Genomic DNA, 20647 nt, shown 5'->3' with positions numbered 1-20647 from the left:
TATTATACTTTACACATAATTTTATTTATTTGCAATAGATAGTTAGAAATAAATTGAAGTATACATGCTATAACTATCGAAACCACAACAAAGATAATCCACGGTATTTCCCATTCAAATTGTTTAATCATACACAAGAATGTCCAATGTACCAAATAAATTTCTAAACTGTATTTTCCAAGTTTATTACAAATTCTATTTACCAATATTCCCCATTTATATTTATCAATAAACTCAAATAAATTTGCTAAGAATAGAACGATTCCAGGAGCAATAGCAATAAAAAGAATAAAATGCAATCCGACTTCTGATAACAACAACCCTCCATATCGCCAGGCTACTAACGCCATTAAACAATAACTAAGCAATCCTATAAATATAAACGGAAATGATTTGAAAGAAACATTTACCCATCGACTAGCATACATTCCTATAAAATATATAGGTACTCTACCTAGAAAGAAATCAATCTTTCCAAAGAATAACTTATATAAAACTAACCCTAGAATAGAAATTAAAATAGTTGATAATAATGGCCTTCTACAAAATAATGCATGATATGGATAAGATATCAAATAGAATGCAAATGCAGCACTTATATACCAAAATGTATTTTTTGAATGTTCTCCCAATAATGGCAACCAATAACTTAATGTCGACACATCTAACAAATAAGATATCGTTTTTGTATTATTCATCACATGCTCAATTGTTACTATTAAAAAAAATGGGAACCATATGCGATTGAATCTTTTAGATAGATATGTTGAGAATTTCGGTTGTTTAGATAATGATAATCCTATTCCTAATCCTGATAAAAAAAAGAAAATATCAACTCCACCCCATCCAAAAGCAATTAATGGTTTCAGTTTTAATAAAAAGCTCCATTGTTCTGCTCCGACTATACTAATACTATGGCTACATAATATCCACAATGCCGCAAAAAACATAATATGTGATCGATAGTACAAAACACTTTTGATTGGATATTTCATATTTAATATATTTACTATTATTTTTTCATAGATTATACGCTTTATTTACTAACCTTTTTATGGTTTGATATCTTTCTTCATCGATCTTCCTACCCAACAAATGATAAAAGAAAATTCTAAGATTCACGCCAATCAAAAGCAAATTATTAGCAAATAAGTAATATCGCATTCCCCGAGTTTTTATATAATACTTTTTTCGACCATCCAATTCCATTAACTTTCTTTTCTCAATAATTTGAGAACTTTTCCCTTCCAAGTGAACAATCTTTGCCTGAGGGACATTCACATTATAATAACCAGCCTTTCGGATACGCCAAGAGAGTTCTGCCTCTTCACAATACATAAAAAAAATCGGATCAAAAAGGCCAACTTCTTTAAGGATATCATGTCGAATCATCATATTAGCTCCAGAAACATTTCCAACTCGAATAGGCTTTTCCGTAGTATTGTAAAACGGATGCTTCACCAATAAACGACTTAATCCTAAGGTTACTACCGAAATTTCATATGACCAAATTCCATAAGGAATTCGGTGGTATGAATATGTAGGAGCTAAATCGGCAGAAAAGAGAGAACCACCACAAGAACCAACTTTAGGGTGAGCATCAATATAATCGGCTAATATTTTGATAGCATTATTCAACAAATATGTATCGGTATTCAACAGAAATATATTCCTCCCTCTCGAAATCTTTATGCCTTCATTATTCGCTCTGCCAAAACCAATATTCTCCGATAATGGTAAAAAGATAATTTTATCATTAAAATTATCTTTTAAGGCTTTTTGAGGATTTTCCCTTGAATTATTATCAACAACAATAATCTCAAAAGAAAATCCCAAGCTGTATTGATACACAGATTTTATAGCTTGAACTAACAAATCTGTAGTATTATAATTGACTAAAATTATTGAAACGTCAATACCATATTGATTATCCATCTTCTCATTCATTATATTCTTTTTATCTTATTCCGTAAAATACTTTTCCATAAAGCCCTATGTATTGCCTTATCCCATCCGTAGAGTTTATAATCTTTCAAAAACTTGTCTCTTTTTACATTTTTTACTGCTGGTCTTTGAAAACTTTGTCCTCCAGTAACAGCTTCTGAAAACAATCGTTCTTCTTGCATTATCGAAGGATCTGAATTTTGCACTTGCTCCCAAAGGGAACAAGCCCTTTTCGTATTAATAGTTACAACTGATACATTTTTAGGTTGTAGTCCCATAATATTAAGGTTCCCTAAGCCTATAAAATCCCCTATAGAAATATCACCAACACGTTTATCTGTAGCGAACTTACAAGAATAGCACCCTTCACTTAACGTAATAGATGTCAAAAAACCATAGAGAAAATATGATTGACTTCCCCTCCTATCATATACCAATTTTTCTCCATCCCATAATGTCAAATGATAATTATATTCATCATTTCCCCTAAAGCGACACCCAGTAACTTGAATTCTCTTATGTCTCTTAATTCTATCAATCTCTCTATGAAAATATTCATATGGAGGGACCCCATGACAAACTAAATCACAAGTAAACAATCGGTCGTAATCCTGTTTTAGATAGTTTTTCAGTCCCGCAACTTGACATGGTGTTCCAATAAATAAAACAAATCGATTACTTCTCAGATCTCTCTTAACTTGCCTATATATATCCTCAACAAAGGCTTGTACATACTTAGATCCCTTAAATTGCACTGCCACATTTAAGTTCTCAGTTCTACAAAAGATTGGACGAAGATGACTATCCCAAGTCACTCCATAAACCACTCCTTTCAATTTTTGAATAAAAAATAAATATAGAGAAGCTGCAACTCCTCCTGAAGCACATTTCTTTCTGAAGCCATAATCTCTATGCCACACAGCATAACACTTATGTGGATCAAACAACTCTACGGGAACATTTATAGGGCAGGTTTTACTACATAATCCACAATCGACACAAAGATGCTCATTGATTGTTGGATGTAATACTCCAAAACTATCGGGTTCCATTGTGATGCAATCATGAGGGCATATATTTTGGCATGCAGAACAACCCGTACATAATTCGTATTGACAAATGTCTTTCATCTAAATTTTCTTCAAAATATTCTCTATATAGCTAATCGATTTTTCTCTATCATTATCTAGAACTCTCATCGGCTCAGAGTAATCAATTTTTTTTAAGGGAGAAGTTAACGGACCTTTCAACAAACGATCTTCTAATTTATAACGTTGTAATAAATCATAAATTCGTGAATTTTGAGATGCATACTCTAAATATTTAAACCGCAATAGAGTTATGAACTCTTTTCTCAAATTAATACTAATAGCTGTTGCATGAAAAGAGTCAGTACAAACTAATGAAGAATCAGCAATAAGTCGAACAAAGTCATGTATTCCTGCAGTCTCAAGAATCTCATATTGATATTTAAAATGACTTGGTTTCATCGGCAAGACAATAACACGATTAATCCCGGTATTCTTTCTCAAATCTGCTACACACTCCCAATAAAAATCATTTTCTGCGATAAAGTAACACAGAACATATGGCTGATTGGTTATGCTCTGTTGTAGTGTGCTATGAGAAGCAAACTGAATCCAATCTTCTGTTTTTAATAAAAATGTAGGATCAACAACTTTTATAATAGGCTTATTTGTTAGCTGTTTCAATGGTTCGATAGCAGTTGTCTCTCGCACAGAAATAGCCTCAAAATCTGATAAAGCATCTCTATACATAGGGCGTACAACTTCTGGGATTTCAGAGACCCCTATACTAGAAGCATACGAATACTTTTTTTTCACTTTCAAATTTTTAAGTAATAAAAAGGGTTCTGTATAAAAAGGATTCCATAACTGATCGCTTCCTGAAATAATACAATCCAAATTATTTATCTGTAACGTATATATCATTCGCCCAATGTATCCAAAACATACAGGAAACTGATTGAATTCTTTTCTTTTAAAATCCCTTATTTTTCTTCGTTTAATAGCTGAAAAACCCTCTTGAGAATTTGGGCGATTAACACCTTTAATATATCGCACAAAAATACCTGCAACATTTCTCCAACTTAAACATTTCTGTAATAAATATGGCTTTACACCGTACTGTTCTAATTTATAACATAAAGCATATGCCTGTAAGGATGTGCCATAATTACTTCCACCAAACCAAGTTACAATTCCTACTTTTTTCATACTATCGTATTAAATAATGCTATAAACTGGCCCGCCTGATTTTTTGTCGAATACGAGTTAATATATTCAAGTGAAATGGATGAAAGCACAGCCTTATCTATAGGGTTATTAATCAATTGCAGAATTGTTTCGGCCAACTTCTTTTCATCTGTTGCAGGCTCATAATAATTTAATAAACCTTTTGTCGTTTCGACTAATGCTGATTCTTTGCTACAAATGACAGGAATCTCATAAAGAGCCGCTTCTATAGGTGTGAAACCGAAACCTTCCATCAACGAAGGAGATACAAACAAATCTGCATTACTATAAAGTGAAGCCATTTCTTCTTCACTAAATTTCATTTCTATTAGTTTAATCCGATTTTCAAGACCATACTTAATCATGTATGGAAAAATTATGTTGTCCCAATATGGGAGTCGCTGTGCTTTTACAAAAAGCATATGAGGTATCTTATCTTTCAAAAGATTGAATGCTTTGACAAGAGTTATTAAATTTTTATATGGCTCTAAAGTATTGACATTCAATATATATGGATCCGATTTAGGGAGAGAATTAAAAGGCCTTGATACAGGTAATATGCTATTATATATAACTTCAATTCGCTCCTTTAATTGAGGCTCCCTATTCACAATATCATTTTTAGAGAAATTCGAAATTGTTACTATTTTGGTTGTCTTGCTTAAAATACGTTTTGTGAATATATTATATAACAATTGCTTTATGGGAGACTCCATCAATTTAAATCCTTGAGCGTCATGAAAAACACCAACAAAGGGAATCTTACTCGTATACAGTCCATGATATACAATATAAGGAGAAAAAAATAAATCAATCTTATTATTTTCTATAATTTTATCTAGCTGTCTTTTATTTAATAAGCCATTAAAATATGGTACTCTTCTTATCGTTTTTAATTCAATAACAATTTGTTCGTAATCTCCTGTATTTTGTTCGACTATAACTGCATTCTCCGAAGTAACTAATAAGACTACATTTTTATTAAAATTACATTTTATAAAGCCATCTAATAATCTATAAGCATAATTTGTAACTCCAGTAATACTATATGAATCTATGTATGTCAAATCCAAAAGAATCTTCATCATTATCTTTTTATTTTTGATCTAATAAATTTTTGCTCTTGTTTATCCAAGCCTAAAAAATAAATTATCAGACAAGAATAAGGTATTGTAAATAAGAATGTACCCATCAATCGAAGTATGCTATATATAAATTCAGAATGAATATAATAAGAAGATATATATATAATTATAAATATTATAATGCACCGAAATATCATACAGACATAAGACCTTGCATTAATCGGAACTAATCTTTTTACAATTAATAGTCTACAAAATAATGCAGCGACCTCTGCTATAATAGCTGTATAATAGACAACTTCGGGAGAATATCCAGCCCGTAAAAAGAAATAAGAAATTGGAATATTTGAAATAAATATGATACTTGTTACTAATTGAAAGATTTTAATTTTTCCAGAAGCTGAAGCCGAAGTAATTAATGGAGCAGAAAATGTATTTAATAAAGTATTTATAATGACAAGACTGCAAAAAGAAGAAGTATGTGCTGGAACTTCCTTTAACCACAAATACAATATCGGATCGATCTCTAGCAAAATAGGAATTGCGATAATAGAAAATAAGAAAAAAGAGCCTTTCGCCGAAGTTTTAACTAATTTTTGAAAATAAGTAATATTATCTGCCGCATAAGATTTCACTATTTGAGGATTTATTGAAGTTTGAAAACCATTAATCAAAGAATACATTGCTTGTATTACTTGTACTGAAATTCCACGAGCCGCGTTTATTATAGGCCCCGTAAATATGTTTAAGAGAATATTTTGACCTTGAGTATTCAATACATTAGCAACACCTCCAAAAACAGTCCAACTTGTAAATCCAAGTATTTTCTTATATGCTTGTTTATTCTTTTCTACTTTAACTTTTCCTAATATAATATTTTTCTTTACATATGTAATATACAATAAGAACGAAACAGAGTAAGTAAAAAACACAAGAATTCCATATACAACCAATTTTGACGTAAAATATAGAGAAAGAATAATTGCACATACCAATTTCAGAGAAGCTTCAACAATACCTATATAAGCATATACATTCATCTTCTCATACGCTATAATGGCCGCAAGAAATGGGGCTTGTATAAGAGATAGTAAAGCTGTCAATATTGAAAATTGATAAACAATATTTGCTCCAAATATTTTTGTCTGAGGAATATTTATTTGAGTATTCAAGAACCAAAGTCCTACTGTTTCAGCAAGGAAAAGAATAAATACAGCAATACTAATATGAATAATTATTGATGTATTAAATATCTCACTAAGTTTATCTATATCATTCTGTCCTAAATAAAAATTAATAAATCTCTGAGTACTAGACGCCATTGCTGTATTCAAAAAACTAAACAAAGCAACAACACCTCCTACAACATTATAAATACCATAATCCTCAGCACCGAGTGCATTTAGAATTAGTCTTGAGGTATACAAAGCGACTAACATAGTAAAAAACAATCTAACATATAGGATTAGAGTGTTCTTTGCAATCTTAGCACTTCTATTTTCTTCCCCCATCTCACCTATTCTTATACATCTCCTCGTAATACTTTTCGTATTCGCCAGAGGTGATGTGGTCCATCCATTCCTGGTTGTCGAGATACCAGCGTACAGTCTTCTCGATACCCTCTTCGAACTGGAGAGAGGGTTCCCAGCCTAGTTCTTTCTGAAGCTTGGTAGAGTCGATGGCGTAGCGTTTGTCGTGTCCGGCACGGTCGGTTACGTAGGTGATGAGGTTCATATCCTCCCCTTCGGGGCGGCCTAGCAGGCGATCGACGGTCTTGATGACGACTTTGATGATGTCGATGTTTTTCCATTCGTTGAAGCCTCCGATATTATAGGTTTCGGCTATCTTGCCCTGGTGGAAAATAAGGTCGATGGCTCGGGCGTGATCCTCCACATAGAGCCAGTCGCGCACATTCTCGCCCTTGCCATAGACGGGCAACGGCTTGCGATGGCGGATGTTGTTGATGAAAAGCGGTATCAGCTTCTCGGGGAACTGATACGGGCCGTAATTGTTCGAACAGTTGGTCACGATAGTAGGCATCCCGTAGGTGTCGTGAAAGGCTCGCACAAAGTGGTCGCTCGAGGCTTTCGAAGCCGAATAGGGACTATGGGGATTGTATTTGGTATCTTCGTAGAAGAAATCTGTACCGTAGGCCAGATGGTGCTCGCTGGACGAGGCGGTAGTGGTAAATGGCGGTTTGATACCCTCGGGATGGGTCATCTCCAGCGCACCGTAGACTTCGTCGGTCGAGATGTGGTAGAAACGCTTGCCTTCGTATTTCTCGGGAAGCGATTCCCAATAGAGTTTGGCCGCCTGAAGCATGCTCAACGTACCCATCACATTGGTGCGGGCAAAAGTGAAGGGGTCTTTGATAGATCGGTCGACGTGACTCTCGGCGGCCAGATGGATAATGCCGTCGACCTGGTATTGCTGCATCAGCGACAAGATGGTATCGAAATCGCAAATATCGGCTTTGACAAACGTATAGTTGGGTTTGTCTTCGATGTCTTTCAGGTTGGCCAGGTTGCCGGCATAGGTCAACTTATCGAGATTTATAATGTGATAATCGGGATACTTGTTGACAAAAAGGCGCACTACATGCGAGCCAATGAAACCGGCACCGCCGGTAATGATGATATTTCTTTTAAAGGCATTCATTTACTGATAGTTTTTAAGTTGGTCATACACACTCTCAGCGAATCGGTCCAATAGGGAACCGCCACGCCAAAAGTCTTTTTTATTTTGGTTTTATCGAGAACCGAATAGCTGGGACGTACGACCTTCGAAGGGAACTCGTCGCTGTGACAGGGTTGAATGTCGCAACCGGTGTGGCCGGCATATTCGGCTATCATTTTTGTGAAATCGAACCACGAGCATACCCCCTCGTTTGAATAGTGATAGATACCGTCGTTATCGACATATTTGCGATTCTCGACAATGTCGAAAATGGCAAGCGCCAAATCATAGGCGTAAGTGGGCGAACCAACCTGGTCGAAGACGACCTTCAGTTGAGGTTTGGTTGTCGTGAGATCGAGCATCGTTTTCAAAAAGTTCTTGCCAAACTCGCTATACAACCAAGCTGTGCGAATAATGATATGGTGACAGCCCGAGGCGATAATAGCCTGCTCGCCATGTAGTTTGGTTACGCCATAAACGCCTGTCGGGTTGGCCGGTTCGTCTTCTCTACAAGGAGTATTGTTTTTGGTACCTCCAAATACATAGTCGGTCGAGACATGCACAAGCAGTCCGTCGTTCCGGCGTATAGCCTGTGCCAGATTTTCAACGGCCCGAGCATTGAGCAACTCGGCAAACTCACGGTCGTCTTCCGCTTTATCTACATTGGTATAGGCAGCACAGTTGACGATTACTTTCACATCGTTGTCGGTGACCATCTTTTCTACGGCTGCGGCATCGGTAATATCGAGCTCGGCCACATCGGTAAAGATGTAGTTGTCTGCACTGTTCCGGGCCACCACGCGCATCTCGTTGCCAAGTTGTCCGTTGGCCCCGGTTACAAGTATATTCATCTTACTCATACAAATTTTCGTTTATATCAAACGGACTGTCGAAATCGCGCAACAAGGGGTGCTTCGTGTCCTTCTCACTTAAAATTGCTTTATCTGGAGCTATTTGCCAGTCGATTCCCAACGAGGTATCCAGAATACTGATTCCGCCATCGGCCTGCGGAGCATAAAAATTGTCACACTTATACTGGAACACAGCCGTTTCGCTCAATACGGCAAAACCATGAGCAAAGCCTCGCGGGATAAAAAACTGCCGATGATTCTCTTCGGTCAGCTCTACGGCCACATGCTTGCCGTATGTAGGAGAACCTTTGCGAATATCCACGGCAACATCGAGCACACGACCTTTGACACAACGCACCAACTTGCTTTGCGTGTAGGGAGGACTCTGAAAATGCAATCCTCGCATCACGCCATAAGACGACATGCTTTCGTTGTCTTGTACAAAAGAGATTGGACGCACCTTTTCATCGAACTCCTTTTGCGAGAACGATTCGAAGAAATAGCCTCTCGCATCCCTGAAAATCCGAGGCTCTATAATGACAACTCCCTCAATTTCGGTTTTGATTACATTCATAAGTCAATCCAAATTTTCTTTTCCGGTTTGTTCTATCTCGGCAATCACTTTCAGTAAATATTGTCCATATTGATTTTTCAACATCGGTCGGGCTACCTCTTCCATTTTCTCGCGTCCAATCCAGCCCTTCCGATAGGCGATACCTTCCAGACAGGCTACCTTCAACCCTTGTCGTTTCTCTATCACTTCGACAAAAATAGAGGCTTCGGCCAATGAATCGTGGGTACCGGTATCGAGCCAGGCAAAGCCTCGGCCCAAGGTCTGAACTTTCAATTTCTGTTCTTGCAAAAACACTTGATTGACTGTGGTGATTTCCAATTCGCCACGAGCCGACGGCTTTATATTCTTTGCCACATCGACCACCTGGTTGGGATAGAAATAGAGCCCCACAACGGCATAGTTCGATTTCGGATGCTCGGGTTTCTCCTCAATCGACAAGCAGTTGCCATTGGCATCAAACTCAGCTACGCCATAGCGCTCTGAATCGTCGACCCAATACCCGAAGACTGTGGCTTTACCTGCTTGTTCGGCATTCTCGACAGCCTCTTTCAGCAACTTGGAAAAACCGGTTCCATGAAAGATATTATCGCCCAAAACCAAGCATACCGAGTCGTCGCCAATAAACTGCTCACCGATAATAAATGCCTGTGCCAGTCCATCGGGCGACGGCTGCTCGGCATATTCAAACCGTACACCATAATCCGATCCATCACCCAACAATCGCTTGAAGCCTGGGAGATCGTAAGGCGTAGAGATAATGAGTATTTCTCTGATTCCCGCCAACATCAACACCGATATGGGATAATAAATCATCGGTTTGTCGTAGATAGGCAACAACTGTTTGCTAACCCCTTTCGTAATGGGATAAAGTCGCGTGCCGCTTCCACCGGCCAATACAATTCCTTTCATAGTTTTCTTATATATTCATTATTTAATATGCAACAACCATTTTATGGTATGAATATCAGTTCCCTTATAATTATAAAATCCCCTCTTTTCGAGCTGTTCGGCTGTTGCTTGAACCTGTTTTCCATACAATCCCGTCAAAGATGGCAAATTGAGTTGAAACTCCACCCCCATCTCTTTCAGCCGTCGATAATCTCGATTGCCCATATACACATATCGCTCGGGATGTGCCAATACCGGATAATACCCCTTGGACTTGATACGCTCCAAGGTCTCATACAGATTCATCGGCGGATTGAAATATGAGGTCTCTACCAGTAACCTGTTACCGGCATCTCCAATGGGCAGCAAATCATTGCTTTCCAATCGTTCTTCAAAAAGATGGTCGAGCATGTTCTCGGCAGCCAGATGAAGAGCAACCGGTCCTGGATAGGCCTGCTGCAATTCGGCAAAGCGCTCCTTCAAACGCATGGTTGTGTTGGGTATGTCCTCCATGATATGTGGGGTAAGCCATACGGCTTTCACTCCCAGCACTTCGTACTGCTGCAATATTGCCAACGACTCTTCCATGGTCTGTACACCATCGTCCACCCCCGGCAGAATATGACTATGCCAATCGGTAAGTCCGGCAAATATGCCACTTGCCTTTAATGAAATCCGTTTCTTAAAGGGCCACATTGTTCGTTCTATTCATCCACTCCTTCCGAATGGAATCTAACCATACAGTCTTCCCCAGACTTCGTGTTATTCTTCGTCCGATCCATAGTGGTAACCATAGCCATAACCGTAGTGATAGCCATATCGATAACCATATCGATAACCATACTTATTGGTATTCGACTCGGTACCATTGAGAATCAAAGCCATGTTTTTGAGCTTCTGTTCGTCATAGAGGGTCTCCAACTCGGCAAGCATACTGCGCTCGAGCAGTCCGGCCCGTACGACAAAAATGGTTCTATCGGCCAGTTTCTCTATAATCTGCGTATCGGCTACCAGCTCGATAGGCGGGCAGTCGATAAATACATAATCATACTGAGACCGCACGCTATCGATTACTTGTTTAAGTCTTTCGTTAAACAACAGCTCGGTCGGGTTGGGAGGAATCGTACCCACCGGCAGAATATCCAGATTCTTATACTTTGTATCGTTCACGATGATAGCGGACAACTGTGATACCCGACCACCCAGATAGTCACTTAATCCCAGTTTAGGAGAATTGACATAAGCCGAAGTAGACCCATGGCGCAAGTCTCCGTCAATAACCAGTACACGCTTGTCCTTGATAGCCAGACTCACCGCGATATTCATCGTCAGGAACGATTTGCCACTACCGGGATTGAACGAGGTCAGGATAATCACATTTCGATTCTTATCGCTACCGGTCATAAACTCGAGGTTGGTACGCAACACCCGAAATGCCTCGTTGATAATATCGCGGCTCCCCTCTTTGACAACAACCGATTTCGGTCTGGACACAGTCCTTTTGAACCAGCCTTTTTTCTTGTGCACACACAATGGTATCTCCCCAATAAACGGGATGCTCAACGACTCCAAATCTTTTCTTCCTCGTACCCGCGTGTTCATCGTTTCCCGCATGAAGACAATAATAATCGGTATCAGCAACCCCACGGCAAAAGCGACCAACAGAATATTCTTTTTTATTGGCGCCGTCGGATTCAGACTACCATGAGGGGGTGTAACGATACGGGTATTGTATGCCGTAAAGGCCTGAGACAATTCATTCTCCTCTCGCTTTTGCAACAAGAAGAGATACAAGGCCTCTTTCACTTTCTGCTGACGCTCTACCGAGAGCAGATATTTGGCCTGAGTCGGGTTAGCTGCAATACGTGAGGTGGTTTGCTGCTCGGAATATTGCAGACTCTTTATCTGTGCATTCAAGGTCTCAATCTGGTTGTCTATCGATCCTATTATAGCTTTGCGCATGGATTTCAGAGCCTGGTCCATGTCTACGACCAACGGGTTATCGGTGCTACTGTTGGCGACCAGATTGTTGCGTTGCAGCAACTGCCGGTTATACTCCGATATTTGAGACTCGATATTGCCATTATCTATTCCCGAATTGGCCGGCAACAACTGGCTTTTGTTCGCGTCGTTGGCCAGATAGTTCCGTATATAACGGGCCATATATAATTGATTGTTCAAAGCAAGAATCTGAGAGTTGGTCTCACTGCTTTGCATCATATACATGTTCGATGCAGCCTGAACATCGGGCAACAGATGCTCCGACTTGTACGACGATATGTCCTCATCGACATTCCCCAATTCCTGTTCGATTACCCCCAATCGCTCATTGATAAACATAGAGGTACTGACAGCAACCTGATTCTTGTCCTTGACCCAATTCTCGTTATATACCGAGATTAACGTATTCAGTACATCCTCGGCACGTTGTGTCGACAAGTCCTTAAACGACAAGTCTATGACCGATGCCTTTTCATTATTCAACGATACCGACAAATTGGCCGAATAGGCATTCACGGCACTGTATAAGGTCGATCTATCTACATAGAGGGTGCACGGGGCATCGACATAATTTGCCGTAGCATTCACCACCATACGCCCCAGCGGAGTGGCAATGGTATCGGCCAAGGTTCCCGTAATCTTATCGCTCTTCATATCGTCGCCGTTTCGAGTGAAATCGGACAGACCAAACGATCTTCCCGGACGTATCTCCACCGTAAAGCTACCCGTCTCGTCCTCGGGGAGGTCGCAAAGCGTAACCGTCACTGGCAGATTTTTTCCATAAGCGACCACCCGATGAAATTTACCCGGCAAATAATAGGTCGTCCCCAACTGCAGGCGCTTGACCACCTCGGTCATTACTGCCGGAGACTGGAATGCCAGCAACTCGTTGTTTACATTCGTACTCGACTGAAAAAGGCCAAACTCCGAAAAGGTCTCCATACCCGACGAGATGGAATTGCCTTTGGAATCCTCCTTAATCAATACCGATGCCGTGCGCGTATAAACCGAAGGGGTACGCAACAGATACAACACCGCTATACCACAGGTCACCACGAGCGATATAACGAACCATTTCCATTTGGCCAGACACAGGTAAAACAGGTCTTGAATGCGCAAAAAATCATCTGTCTGCTTATTCTTGGTAGTATCTTTATTGATTGCCATATCAAAATTTTATTTTACGATTAACACGGTAATAGTAGTCAACAGCGAAGCCAACGATATCCAGAAAGAGGTAGAACGAACATTATTACCGTTGACTGTCGATTGTCTCGCTCTCACCGAATTAGGCTCAACATATACGACATCGTTTTGCTGCAAATAGTATACGGGCGATGTGTAGAGGTCCTCTCCCGTATTTATATTCACTCTATAAAATACCTTCGTACCATTCTCTTCACGCTGAACCAAAATGTTGTCGCGCTTCCCATAAATAGTCAAGTCTCCGGCCAAGCTTAGGGCCTCCAACAGCGTCAATCGGTCTTTGTCGATGCTGAAACGTCCCGGATGGGCCACTTCACCCAATACCGATACCGTCAGGTTCATAAACTCGACCGTCACAACAGGATCTTTCACCAGATTCTTCTCCATCAACTCTTTCTTTATGTATGCAGCAATCTCGGCTCGGGTCATCCCCTCTACGTGTACATTGCCCAATACCGGGAAGTCGATATTTCCCTCGTCATTGACAGTATAGCCCGAAATGCCTTGACTTGTATTGTTGTTACTCGTCATCCCAATCTGACGGGTAATGACCGGGAGATTGAACAGATTGACCAGTAACTGATCTTTGCTATTCACCAGAATGGAAATCTTGTCACCTGGTCGGATTCGAATCTCCATCGGTTCCGATACCGTCTCCGCAGCCCCGGGTTGCACGTTTTGAAAATAGGCGACCTTAGGCGTTGCGCAAGAGATCAACATCAATGCGGTCACAATCGAAAAGACGACGTTTTTCTTTTTCATACTATTATGCGTTTGATTGTAGCTTTTTGATTCGACGAGACAATCCGATATTTACCAAAGTCCATATTGCAATATCTATGACCAGTAAAAGATTGATTTCTATATACTTCGACAACAAAATATTACCTAAGGTAAAAAGAAGAGAGACCGCAATAATCAATATCATCACGGTTCGTTGCTTCATACCGATAGCTATCAGTTTGTGATGAATGTGGTTTTTGTCGGGAAGGAAAGGATTTTTCCCATTTCTCACCCGATGCAGATATACCCGCACCACATCGAAACAAGGAATTATCAACGGCGAAAATGCCAATATCATTGGATTCAATATCTTTCCACCCTCATCGGCTCCACACTGAACCAACCGGATACTCAGGAAACAGAGCATCATCCCAATAGTCAGACTACCGGTATCGCCCATAAATATCTTTTTATGATGTTCTACCTTGCCGAATACGTTATAGTAAAAGAAAGGCATCAACACTCCCAATGTAGCGAAAGCCAACATCGAGTAGATATATTTTTCAAACAAGAAAAAGATAACGCCATAGAAGAGACAAGCTATGCTACACAGACCCGAAGCCAATCCATCGATACCATCAATCAAGTTGATTGCATTGATAATAAAAACAGTAGCCAGTACCGTCAACAGATACCCGATCCATGTCGGGAGTTCATGTACCCCCAATACACCGGTCAAATCGTCGAGATAGACCCCGCCGGCAATGAGCATGACTCCACACAAAACTTGTACAAAAAATTTAGCTCGATACTTCACCCCGATAAGATCGTCGGCAATGCCAACCAAATAAAGTACGATAATCGAGCAAAATCCAAAGAAAAGAGGTTGAGCATCTTTACCAATCTCCGATAAGACTTCGGTATGCCCCACCATCATGTCTATTCCCAACAGAAGAAAGACCGAGAAAAAGATCACCGGTTTAAATGCAATCCCTCCTAAACGGGGTACAGCTCCCTGATGTATCTTTCGTTCATCAGGAACATCGAACAACTTTCGGCGAAAAGCAATTAACAAAATTTGCGGAATAACAATCCCTGCCAGAAAAACGCACAGCACAAAAACCAAGCTCACGTTTATAATCCATAAATCTGTGTTTTGTGTAAAATCGGCCATAACCAACTTATAAAGTTTTTGATAATCCCCTATGAAAATTTATGTCCCAATTAACTATCCTCTATCTCCATGCGATACCATGTCCAGTATTGCTCGGCAACAATCTTCGTCCCCACTATGACTTTATGGTCCTGATAATCGCGACAAAATATATGTTTCTCTCCATATTTTTGCAATTCATCGTCCGATATGCAAACCATGATTACCGGGAAAGGATATTCTGCAACTCGCAATATGGAGGTCTGGGTATTCTTAAATAACCGGCAAAGCAGAAACGCCGATTCGTCGAATGCCCCCCAATAGTCGCGCATTTTATACAAATAGATGTATTGCCGGTTGTTTCGTTCCCGATGTATAATTCCAGGGATATAACCGGCCAACTGCTGCATAAATTCGAGATTGGAAATATTGTCAGTTGCAGAACCATTCATAGCCATAACCCGGACCTTTCTGAAAAATACTTATTGAATCGCAACTTATTCACACAGCTCAATATACTCCGAACTAATTTCAACCCCCACCGAAAAGAAATTAGGCAATTCGACCAACAGACGTTTGGTTTTAGAGCCTCGTACGGTCAGCAAGGTGCCTTTATAGCCATCCAAACCTCCTCCTATAATCTGTATCGTGTGCCCATACATAGCCGGTGTAATCTCCTCGGGTAAGTAATACTTGGGATTATCCGAAGACTTCACAGCATATATGAATCGCTCCATATCCCTGTCGCGTACAACCATGGGACGACGGAATCCCCCTTTTTGATAGCGGAATTGCAGGGTAGGAATCTTTTGGACGATTGCCTCTATCTCACACGCTTTACCGTGGACAAAAAGAAGATCCTGTATAAAAGGGACCTCTTCCCGCACTCGACGACCATGCGAAATTTTCAAAATCCGCTTCAGTGGCGTAAAGACTTCACACGGTTCATCGGCAAGTTGTTTATAGGCCGGTATCTTGGCATTAGGACGTTTAAGGTCACGCATAACAAACCAATACTTCTGCTCATTATTCTCAGATAAAGAGCGTCCCTCCTCTGGCCTCTTCGACCCATTTAACGACTCGGTCAATTCTTTTCCCATATTGAGTTCAGAGCAAATCTTCTAATCCTGCATGATACATTTTATCGTTGTATTTCATGCAGTTACAGACACATAGACCATAAGTTCGGGGTGAATCCCCTTTTTTGCCCAATCTTTCCATCTACTGTTCAAAAGATGTTGTACACCTTTATTGTAGATTATTACAAATTAACATATCACCCACTCTATATTTCTCTGTTCAAGAGAATGATAGAGATAAGTAAGGTGCTAAGGAATAGTTATATAGAAAAAAGGGAGTGACTTTTTATATAACATCTTAATGCAAGAGTCTGGTAAATATACTTTCGGAAATATAATTTTATATGCTTCTTTTTGTGTATTTATCAAAGTTTTTTGTAATTTTGTGCCAAATATCATTCTCTTGAACAGAGAAGTTTTTTCTATTTAACACGTCCCCTTTTACCTATACAATCTCTGGTTTTTATAATATTACTGATACTCAGACAGAACTTTCAAATAACGAGTACCTTTTTCACAAGTTTTTTTATAGAGATTTAAGGATTATATTGTTTGCCTTATCTACAACAGAGGTATCTAACGAAGCCAAATAAATACGAGTCGTGCTCTCTGAGTCGTGCCCCATAGCCTCACTGATAACCGATATGGAAATATTTTTACTTCGTGCAATACTGGCCCATGCGTGGCGAGCCACATAGCTGGTCAAGGGTATGGACAAACCTATCTGCCGGCCCAACTGCTTCAATTTGTTATTCACCAGATGTGCGGCATTCCTATACTGTTTTCGCTCATCTATATATACACTGCGAATGATAGGCAATAAATAAGGGGAGTCCAATGTATCATATTTTTCTATAATCTCTTGCATAGGTTTCTCCCATTTGATAAAAAGCCGCTGGTTTGTTTTTTGCCGACGATACGACAATATTCCATTCTGTATATCCTTCTTTCTCAAAAAGGCCATATCTACAAACGACATTCCTCGGGTATAAAACGAAAACATAAATATGTCGCGAGCATAATCCAACGACGGATTCATCCGTAAATCCAAATCTCGTATCTGGCGAATTATCTTCAACGGCACTGCTCGTTTCACCGTTTTGTCAATGCCTGTATATACATGCCTAAACGGATACCTCTGCATTGTAAATCCCTGCTCTACGGCTCTGTTGTATATGGCTCGGAGATTACGCATATAAAAAGAGGTGGTATTCGGGCAAAGACCGGAAGCCTTCAAATAGATTTCATACGCGACCATTACGTTTGAGTCTATCTGGTCGATACCAATCTCCTGCCCGTCTCTAAATCGTACAAAACTATTCAGAGTTGTAGCGTACGTCTCGGCCGTACGTCTCTTCCCGATTTGGTTTAATTGCTCGATAAGCCTCCTTGTAAATTCCAAAAACTCCCTATTTTCTATCGGGGTAGAAAAAGCTTGGACAATCTGGTCTGCAGTATAAACCACCCCCGATTGCTCAAAGGTGTCGACAATATCCTCCAGCCGGGCTAAATCGGCACTCACCTTTTCTTTCAACGAAATCAGATAATGTTGCCGATTATTATTCCTACTGTTAGAAAAATCAAATGCCATATCTTCTTCATTCCACTCATCGGGATGCAACTTGAATCTTGTACGAATCTGTCGCGTTACTCGATTATGAATGATCTGATAATACAAAACGCCCTCTTTCGAAGGGATGGAAGAGGGGCGGAATTTTACTTTTATTGTTGCCATATTACTTATATAAGTTAAACTACTCTCTATTCTCTCTCAACAAAAACAATAAATCGTCCAACGACAAAACCCGTTTGTCAAAGGTGATAAAAAGTAATACATTCTCGATTCTGACCATAACCGGCGCCCTCTTTTTATTATATTTTCACCCTACTTATGGCCTTTTCAAAAGTTCGATTTCTTTGCCATGTAAATTCTCTATAATGCTTTCATAACGGCTCAAACAAGAATTTAGAATAATTTTAAACTGTATCTGCCGGCGAATTGTTATCTTTATCACCCAATTACAAACGACGACGATATGACAACGCACGACTATCATCACTTGGTCAATTTGCAAAAAGCATTCTTCAACGAACATATTACCCGCGAGATCCCCTACCGTTTGTGTGCCCTCGACCGCCTGGCCGAAGGAATTGCCGACCGGGAAAAACAACTGGCCGAGGCTTTGCGGGCCGACTTGGGCAAGTCGCCTTTCGAAAGTTATGTAACCGAAATCGGTATCCTGCTGCACGAGATACGCATCGTCAAAAACAACCTGCAGAGTTGGGCTCGCGACCGCCGGCGCCCCACGCCTCTCTTCCTCTTCGGCTCTCACAGCCGCATTCATTACGAGCCTTACGGGTGTGTGCTCATCGTTGCCCCGTGGAACTACCCGCTGCAACTGGCGCTGTCGCCTCTGGTAGGTGCCATCGCGGCCGGCAACTGTGCCATCATCAAGCCCTCGGGCGAAGCGCCCCACACGACTCGGGCCCTGCAAGAACTCATTGGCGAATGTTTCGAAGAGGAGTATATCGCCGTGGCCGACGGTAGGCGTGAAACGACCGAGGAGCTGCTGCAAGAACGGTTCGACTACATCTTCTACACCGGCGGTGTAGAGTATGGCCGCCACATCATGCAGGCGGCTGCCCGATACCTCACGCCGGTCACGCTCGAGCTGGGTGGCAAGAGCCCCTGTATTGTCGACGACGACGCTCACTTGCCTACGGCTGCCCGCCGCATCGTGTGGGGCAAATTCATCAACTGCGGGCAGACCTGCGTAGCTCCCGATTATCTGCTGGTGCACAGCCGGGTAGAGTCGCACCTCGTCGAGCTGATGCGCCGGGAAATCGTGCGGCAGTTCGGCGAGGACCCGCAACACAACCCCGACTATTCGCGCATTGTCAACGCGCGGCATTTCGAACGTCTGGCGGCTCTGCTCTCGCACGGCACTCCCCTCTGCGGCGGCACCTGCGACCCTACCGACCGCTACATAGCCCCTACGCTACTTACCGACATCGACCCGCAATCGCCCCTGCTCACCGACGAGATTTTCGGTCCCATACTCCCCGTGATACCGTTCGACGACATCGACGACTGTGTCGAATACATCAACCAGCGCGAGAAACCGCTGGCCCTCTACTACTTTACCCGCAGCCGCAAGCGGGCCCGCTACATGATACAGCACACCTCGTCGGGAGGTGCCTGCATCAACGATACCGTCATGCAGATTGCCAACGGCCACCTTCCCTTCGGAGGTATCGGCAACAGCGGCATGGGGGCCTATCACGGCCGCACCAGTTTCGAGACCTTCAGCCACCAGCGCAGCGTCGTCACCTCGAACCAGCGGCTCTACTCCGAATTCCGGTTCCCGCCCTATGGCAACAAACTGAAGTGGCTTAAACGGGTTTTGAAATAAAAAATGTTACTCTTGTTATCTAAGAATTTGGATACCACATTGCAGCGCGATATGATACGCCTCGTCACCCCGCAGTCCCATGCGGAGCCCAAGGGGCCTATTTTCTCTCTAATATCTCATCCCAACATTTCATAGACAAAAGACAATCATTTTGAACTGCACCCCAAAAGTTTCGTATCTAACTTTTGGGATGCAGTTCATTTTAAGACAGTCTTTCTTGTGTATGACAAGGATAAGTAAACACTTATCTCACAACGACTTTAAACGAAGACTCTTTTGTACAAATCACATAGACGCCAGAATCGGACAACCGTACAACCCGATCACTCCCCGTATAAACGATCTGCCCTATAAGATTATACACCCGATAAATATCTTCTCTATTCTCCACATGCAGAGTATGACCAACAACATAGATGCGATGTTTTTCATTAACAATCGCTTCAATGGCACTTTCATCAGCAGACTCTACAATATATTCAAAGTTCTTCCAATACTCGGAAACCCGATAAGCATCACTGCAGTTAATTGGCACATACAGTGTTTTATTATAGTCGCTAAATGTCTCAGCATCAATTATCGGGGGTATACTAGCTTGAACATGTACTTCCTTCAATTCATTACAATATGTTGTATTTACAACCGATTATTACTCAATATTTTATAGGTAATAAGTCAGAAATATGGTCGTTGTCTTTAATTGTACATTCTAAAGGGTGAAGATTTAACGCTTTTATTGATTATTAACTCAATTAGGATAACAATATAGGCGGTATCTTCTATTTTTCTATGCAATTCG

The 20647-nt window shown here is 40.9% G+C and carries 19 protein-coding genes; 1 reads left to right on the top strand and 18 read right to left on the bottom strand.

Annotated elements, in window-relative coordinates:
* Positions 1 to 2: 2 nt before the first annotated feature.
* The 17 genes from B5F38_RS12510 to B5F38_RS12430 form a co-directional block, all read right to left on the bottom strand.
* On the bottom strand, positions 3 to 995 hold the full coding sequence (locus B5F38_RS12510) for an acyltransferase (RefSeq protein ID WP_087409527.1): 993 nt from the start codon (positions 993 to 995) through the stop codon (positions 3 to 5).
* A gap of 25 nt (positions 996 to 1020) precedes the next feature.
* Complete coding sequence (locus tag B5F38_RS12505; RefSeq protein ID WP_087409526.1) at positions 1021 to 1947, bottom strand: glycosyltransferase family 2 protein; 927 nt, start codon at positions 1945 to 1947, stop codon at positions 1021 to 1023.
* Positions 1947 to 3074 (bottom strand): Coenzyme F420 hydrogenase/dehydrogenase, beta subunit C-terminal domain, encoded by a 1128-nt coding sequence (locus B5F38_RS12500; protein ID WP_087409525.1) that lies wholly within the window; start codon positions 3072 to 3074, stop codon positions 1947 to 1949. Before B5F38_RS12500 ends, B5F38_RS12505 begins: the two co-directional genes overlap by 1 nt.
* On the bottom strand, positions 3075 to 4181 hold the full coding sequence (locus B5F38_RS12495; RefSeq protein ID WP_087409524.1) for a polysaccharide pyruvyl transferase family protein: 1107 nt from the start codon (positions 4179 to 4181) through the stop codon (positions 3075 to 3077).
* Positions 4178 to 5287 carry a glycosyltransferase family 1 protein gene (locus tag B5F38_RS12490; protein WP_087409523.1) on the bottom strand — a complete coding sequence of 370 codons (1110 nt, stop codon included), beginning with the start codon at positions 5285 to 5287 and terminating at the stop codon, positions 4178 to 4180. The genes B5F38_RS12495 and B5F38_RS12490 overlap by 4 nt, the downstream gene beginning before the upstream one ends.
* Positions 5287 to 6795: an oligosaccharide flippase family protein gene (locus tag B5F38_RS12485; protein WP_087409522.1), complete on the bottom strand. Its 1509-nt coding sequence runs from the start codon at positions 6793 to 6795 to the stop codon at positions 5287 to 5289. The genes B5F38_RS12490 and B5F38_RS12485 overlap by 1 nt, the downstream gene beginning before the upstream one ends.
* Before the next feature lies 1 nt (position 6796).
* Entirely contained in the window at positions 6797 to 7942 is a 1146-nt protein-coding gene (locus tag B5F38_RS12480) for a dTDP-glucose 4,6-dehydratase (protein ID WP_087409521.1), read from the bottom strand.
* Complete coding sequence (rfbD, locus tag B5F38_RS12475) at positions 7939 to 8811, bottom strand: dTDP-4-dehydrorhamnose reductase (RefSeq protein ID WP_087409520.1); 873 nt, start codon at positions 8809 to 8811, stop codon at positions 7939 to 7941. Before rfbD ends, B5F38_RS12480 begins: the two co-directional genes overlap by 4 nt.
* Before the next feature lies 1 nt (position 8812).
* Positions 8813 to 9385: a dTDP-4-dehydrorhamnose 3,5-epimerase gene (gene rfbC / locus B5F38_RS12470; RefSeq protein ID WP_087409519.1), complete on the bottom strand. Its 573-nt coding sequence runs from the start codon at positions 9383 to 9385 to the stop codon at positions 8813 to 8815.
* Between the two features lie 3 nt (positions 9386 to 9388).
* Positions 9389 to 10294 (bottom strand): glucose-1-phosphate thymidylyltransferase RfbA, encoded by a 906-nt coding sequence (gene rfbA, locus B5F38_RS12465; protein ID WP_087409518.1) that lies wholly within the window; start codon positions 10292 to 10294, stop codon positions 9389 to 9391.
* An 18-nt stretch (positions 10295 to 10312) separates the two neighbouring features.
* Complete coding sequence (locus B5F38_RS12460; protein ID WP_087409517.1) at positions 10313 to 10969, bottom strand: CpsB/CapC family capsule biosynthesis tyrosine phosphatase; 657 nt, start codon at positions 10967 to 10969, stop codon at positions 10313 to 10315.
* A 66-nt stretch (positions 10970 to 11035) separates the two neighbouring features.
* Positions 11036 to 13441, bottom strand: a complete 2406-nt coding sequence (locus B5F38_RS12455; protein ID WP_087409516.1) for a polysaccharide biosynthesis tyrosine autokinase — start codon at positions 13439 to 13441, stop codon at positions 11036 to 11038.
* A gap of 9 nt (positions 13442 to 13450) precedes the next feature.
* A complete protein-coding gene (locus B5F38_RS12450; RefSeq protein ID WP_087409515.1) occupies positions 13451 to 14242 on the bottom strand; it encodes a polysaccharide biosynthesis/export family protein in 792 nt (263 codons plus the stop codon).
* A 4-nt stretch (positions 14243 to 14246) separates the two neighbouring features.
* Positions 14247 to 15377, bottom strand: a complete 1131-nt coding sequence (locus B5F38_RS12445; protein ID WP_087409514.1) for an MraY family glycosyltransferase — start codon at positions 15375 to 15377, stop codon at positions 14247 to 14249.
* A gap of 50 nt (positions 15378 to 15427) precedes the next feature.
* On the bottom strand, positions 15428 to 15814 hold the full coding sequence (locus tag B5F38_RS12440) for a hypothetical protein (protein ID WP_087409513.1): 387 nt from the start codon (positions 15812 to 15814) through the stop codon (positions 15428 to 15430).
* 39 nt (positions 15815 to 15853) lie between these two features.
* Positions 15854 to 16456, bottom strand: a complete 603-nt coding sequence (locus tag B5F38_RS12435; RefSeq protein ID WP_143240981.1) for a UpxY family transcription antiterminator — start codon at positions 16454 to 16456, stop codon at positions 15854 to 15856.
* A 505-nt stretch (positions 16457 to 16961) separates the two neighbouring features.
* Positions 16962 to 18170 (bottom strand): site-specific integrase, encoded by a 1209-nt coding sequence (locus tag B5F38_RS12430; protein ID WP_087409512.1) that lies wholly within the window; start codon positions 18168 to 18170, stop codon positions 16962 to 16964.
* A gap of 301 nt (positions 18171 to 18471) precedes the next feature.
* Between B5F38_RS12430 and B5F38_RS12425 the strand changes: the two genes are divergently transcribed.
* On the top strand, positions 18472 to 19848 hold the full coding sequence (locus tag B5F38_RS12425) for an aldehyde dehydrogenase (protein WP_087409511.1): 1377 nt from the start codon (positions 18472 to 18474) through the stop codon (positions 19846 to 19848).
* A 244-nt stretch (positions 19849 to 20092) separates the two neighbouring features.
* On the opposite strand, the gene B5F38_RS14300 is transcribed toward B5F38_RS12425, so the two are convergent.
* The gene (locus B5F38_RS14300; protein ID WP_143240980.1) at positions 20093 to 20464 is read right to left on the bottom strand and encodes a hypothetical protein; all 372 of its coding nucleotides are present in this window, start codon (positions 20462 to 20464) and stop codon (positions 20093 to 20095) included.
* Positions 20465 to 20647 lie beyond the last annotated feature (183 nt).

It is taken from the genome of Barnesiella sp. An22 (genome assembly GCF_002159975.1).
Classification (GTDB): Bacteria; Bacteroidota; Bacteroidia; order Bacteroidales; family Barnesiellaceae; genus Barnesiella; species Barnesiella merdigallinarum.
This window is presented reverse-complemented; position numbering and strand designations above follow the sequence as displayed.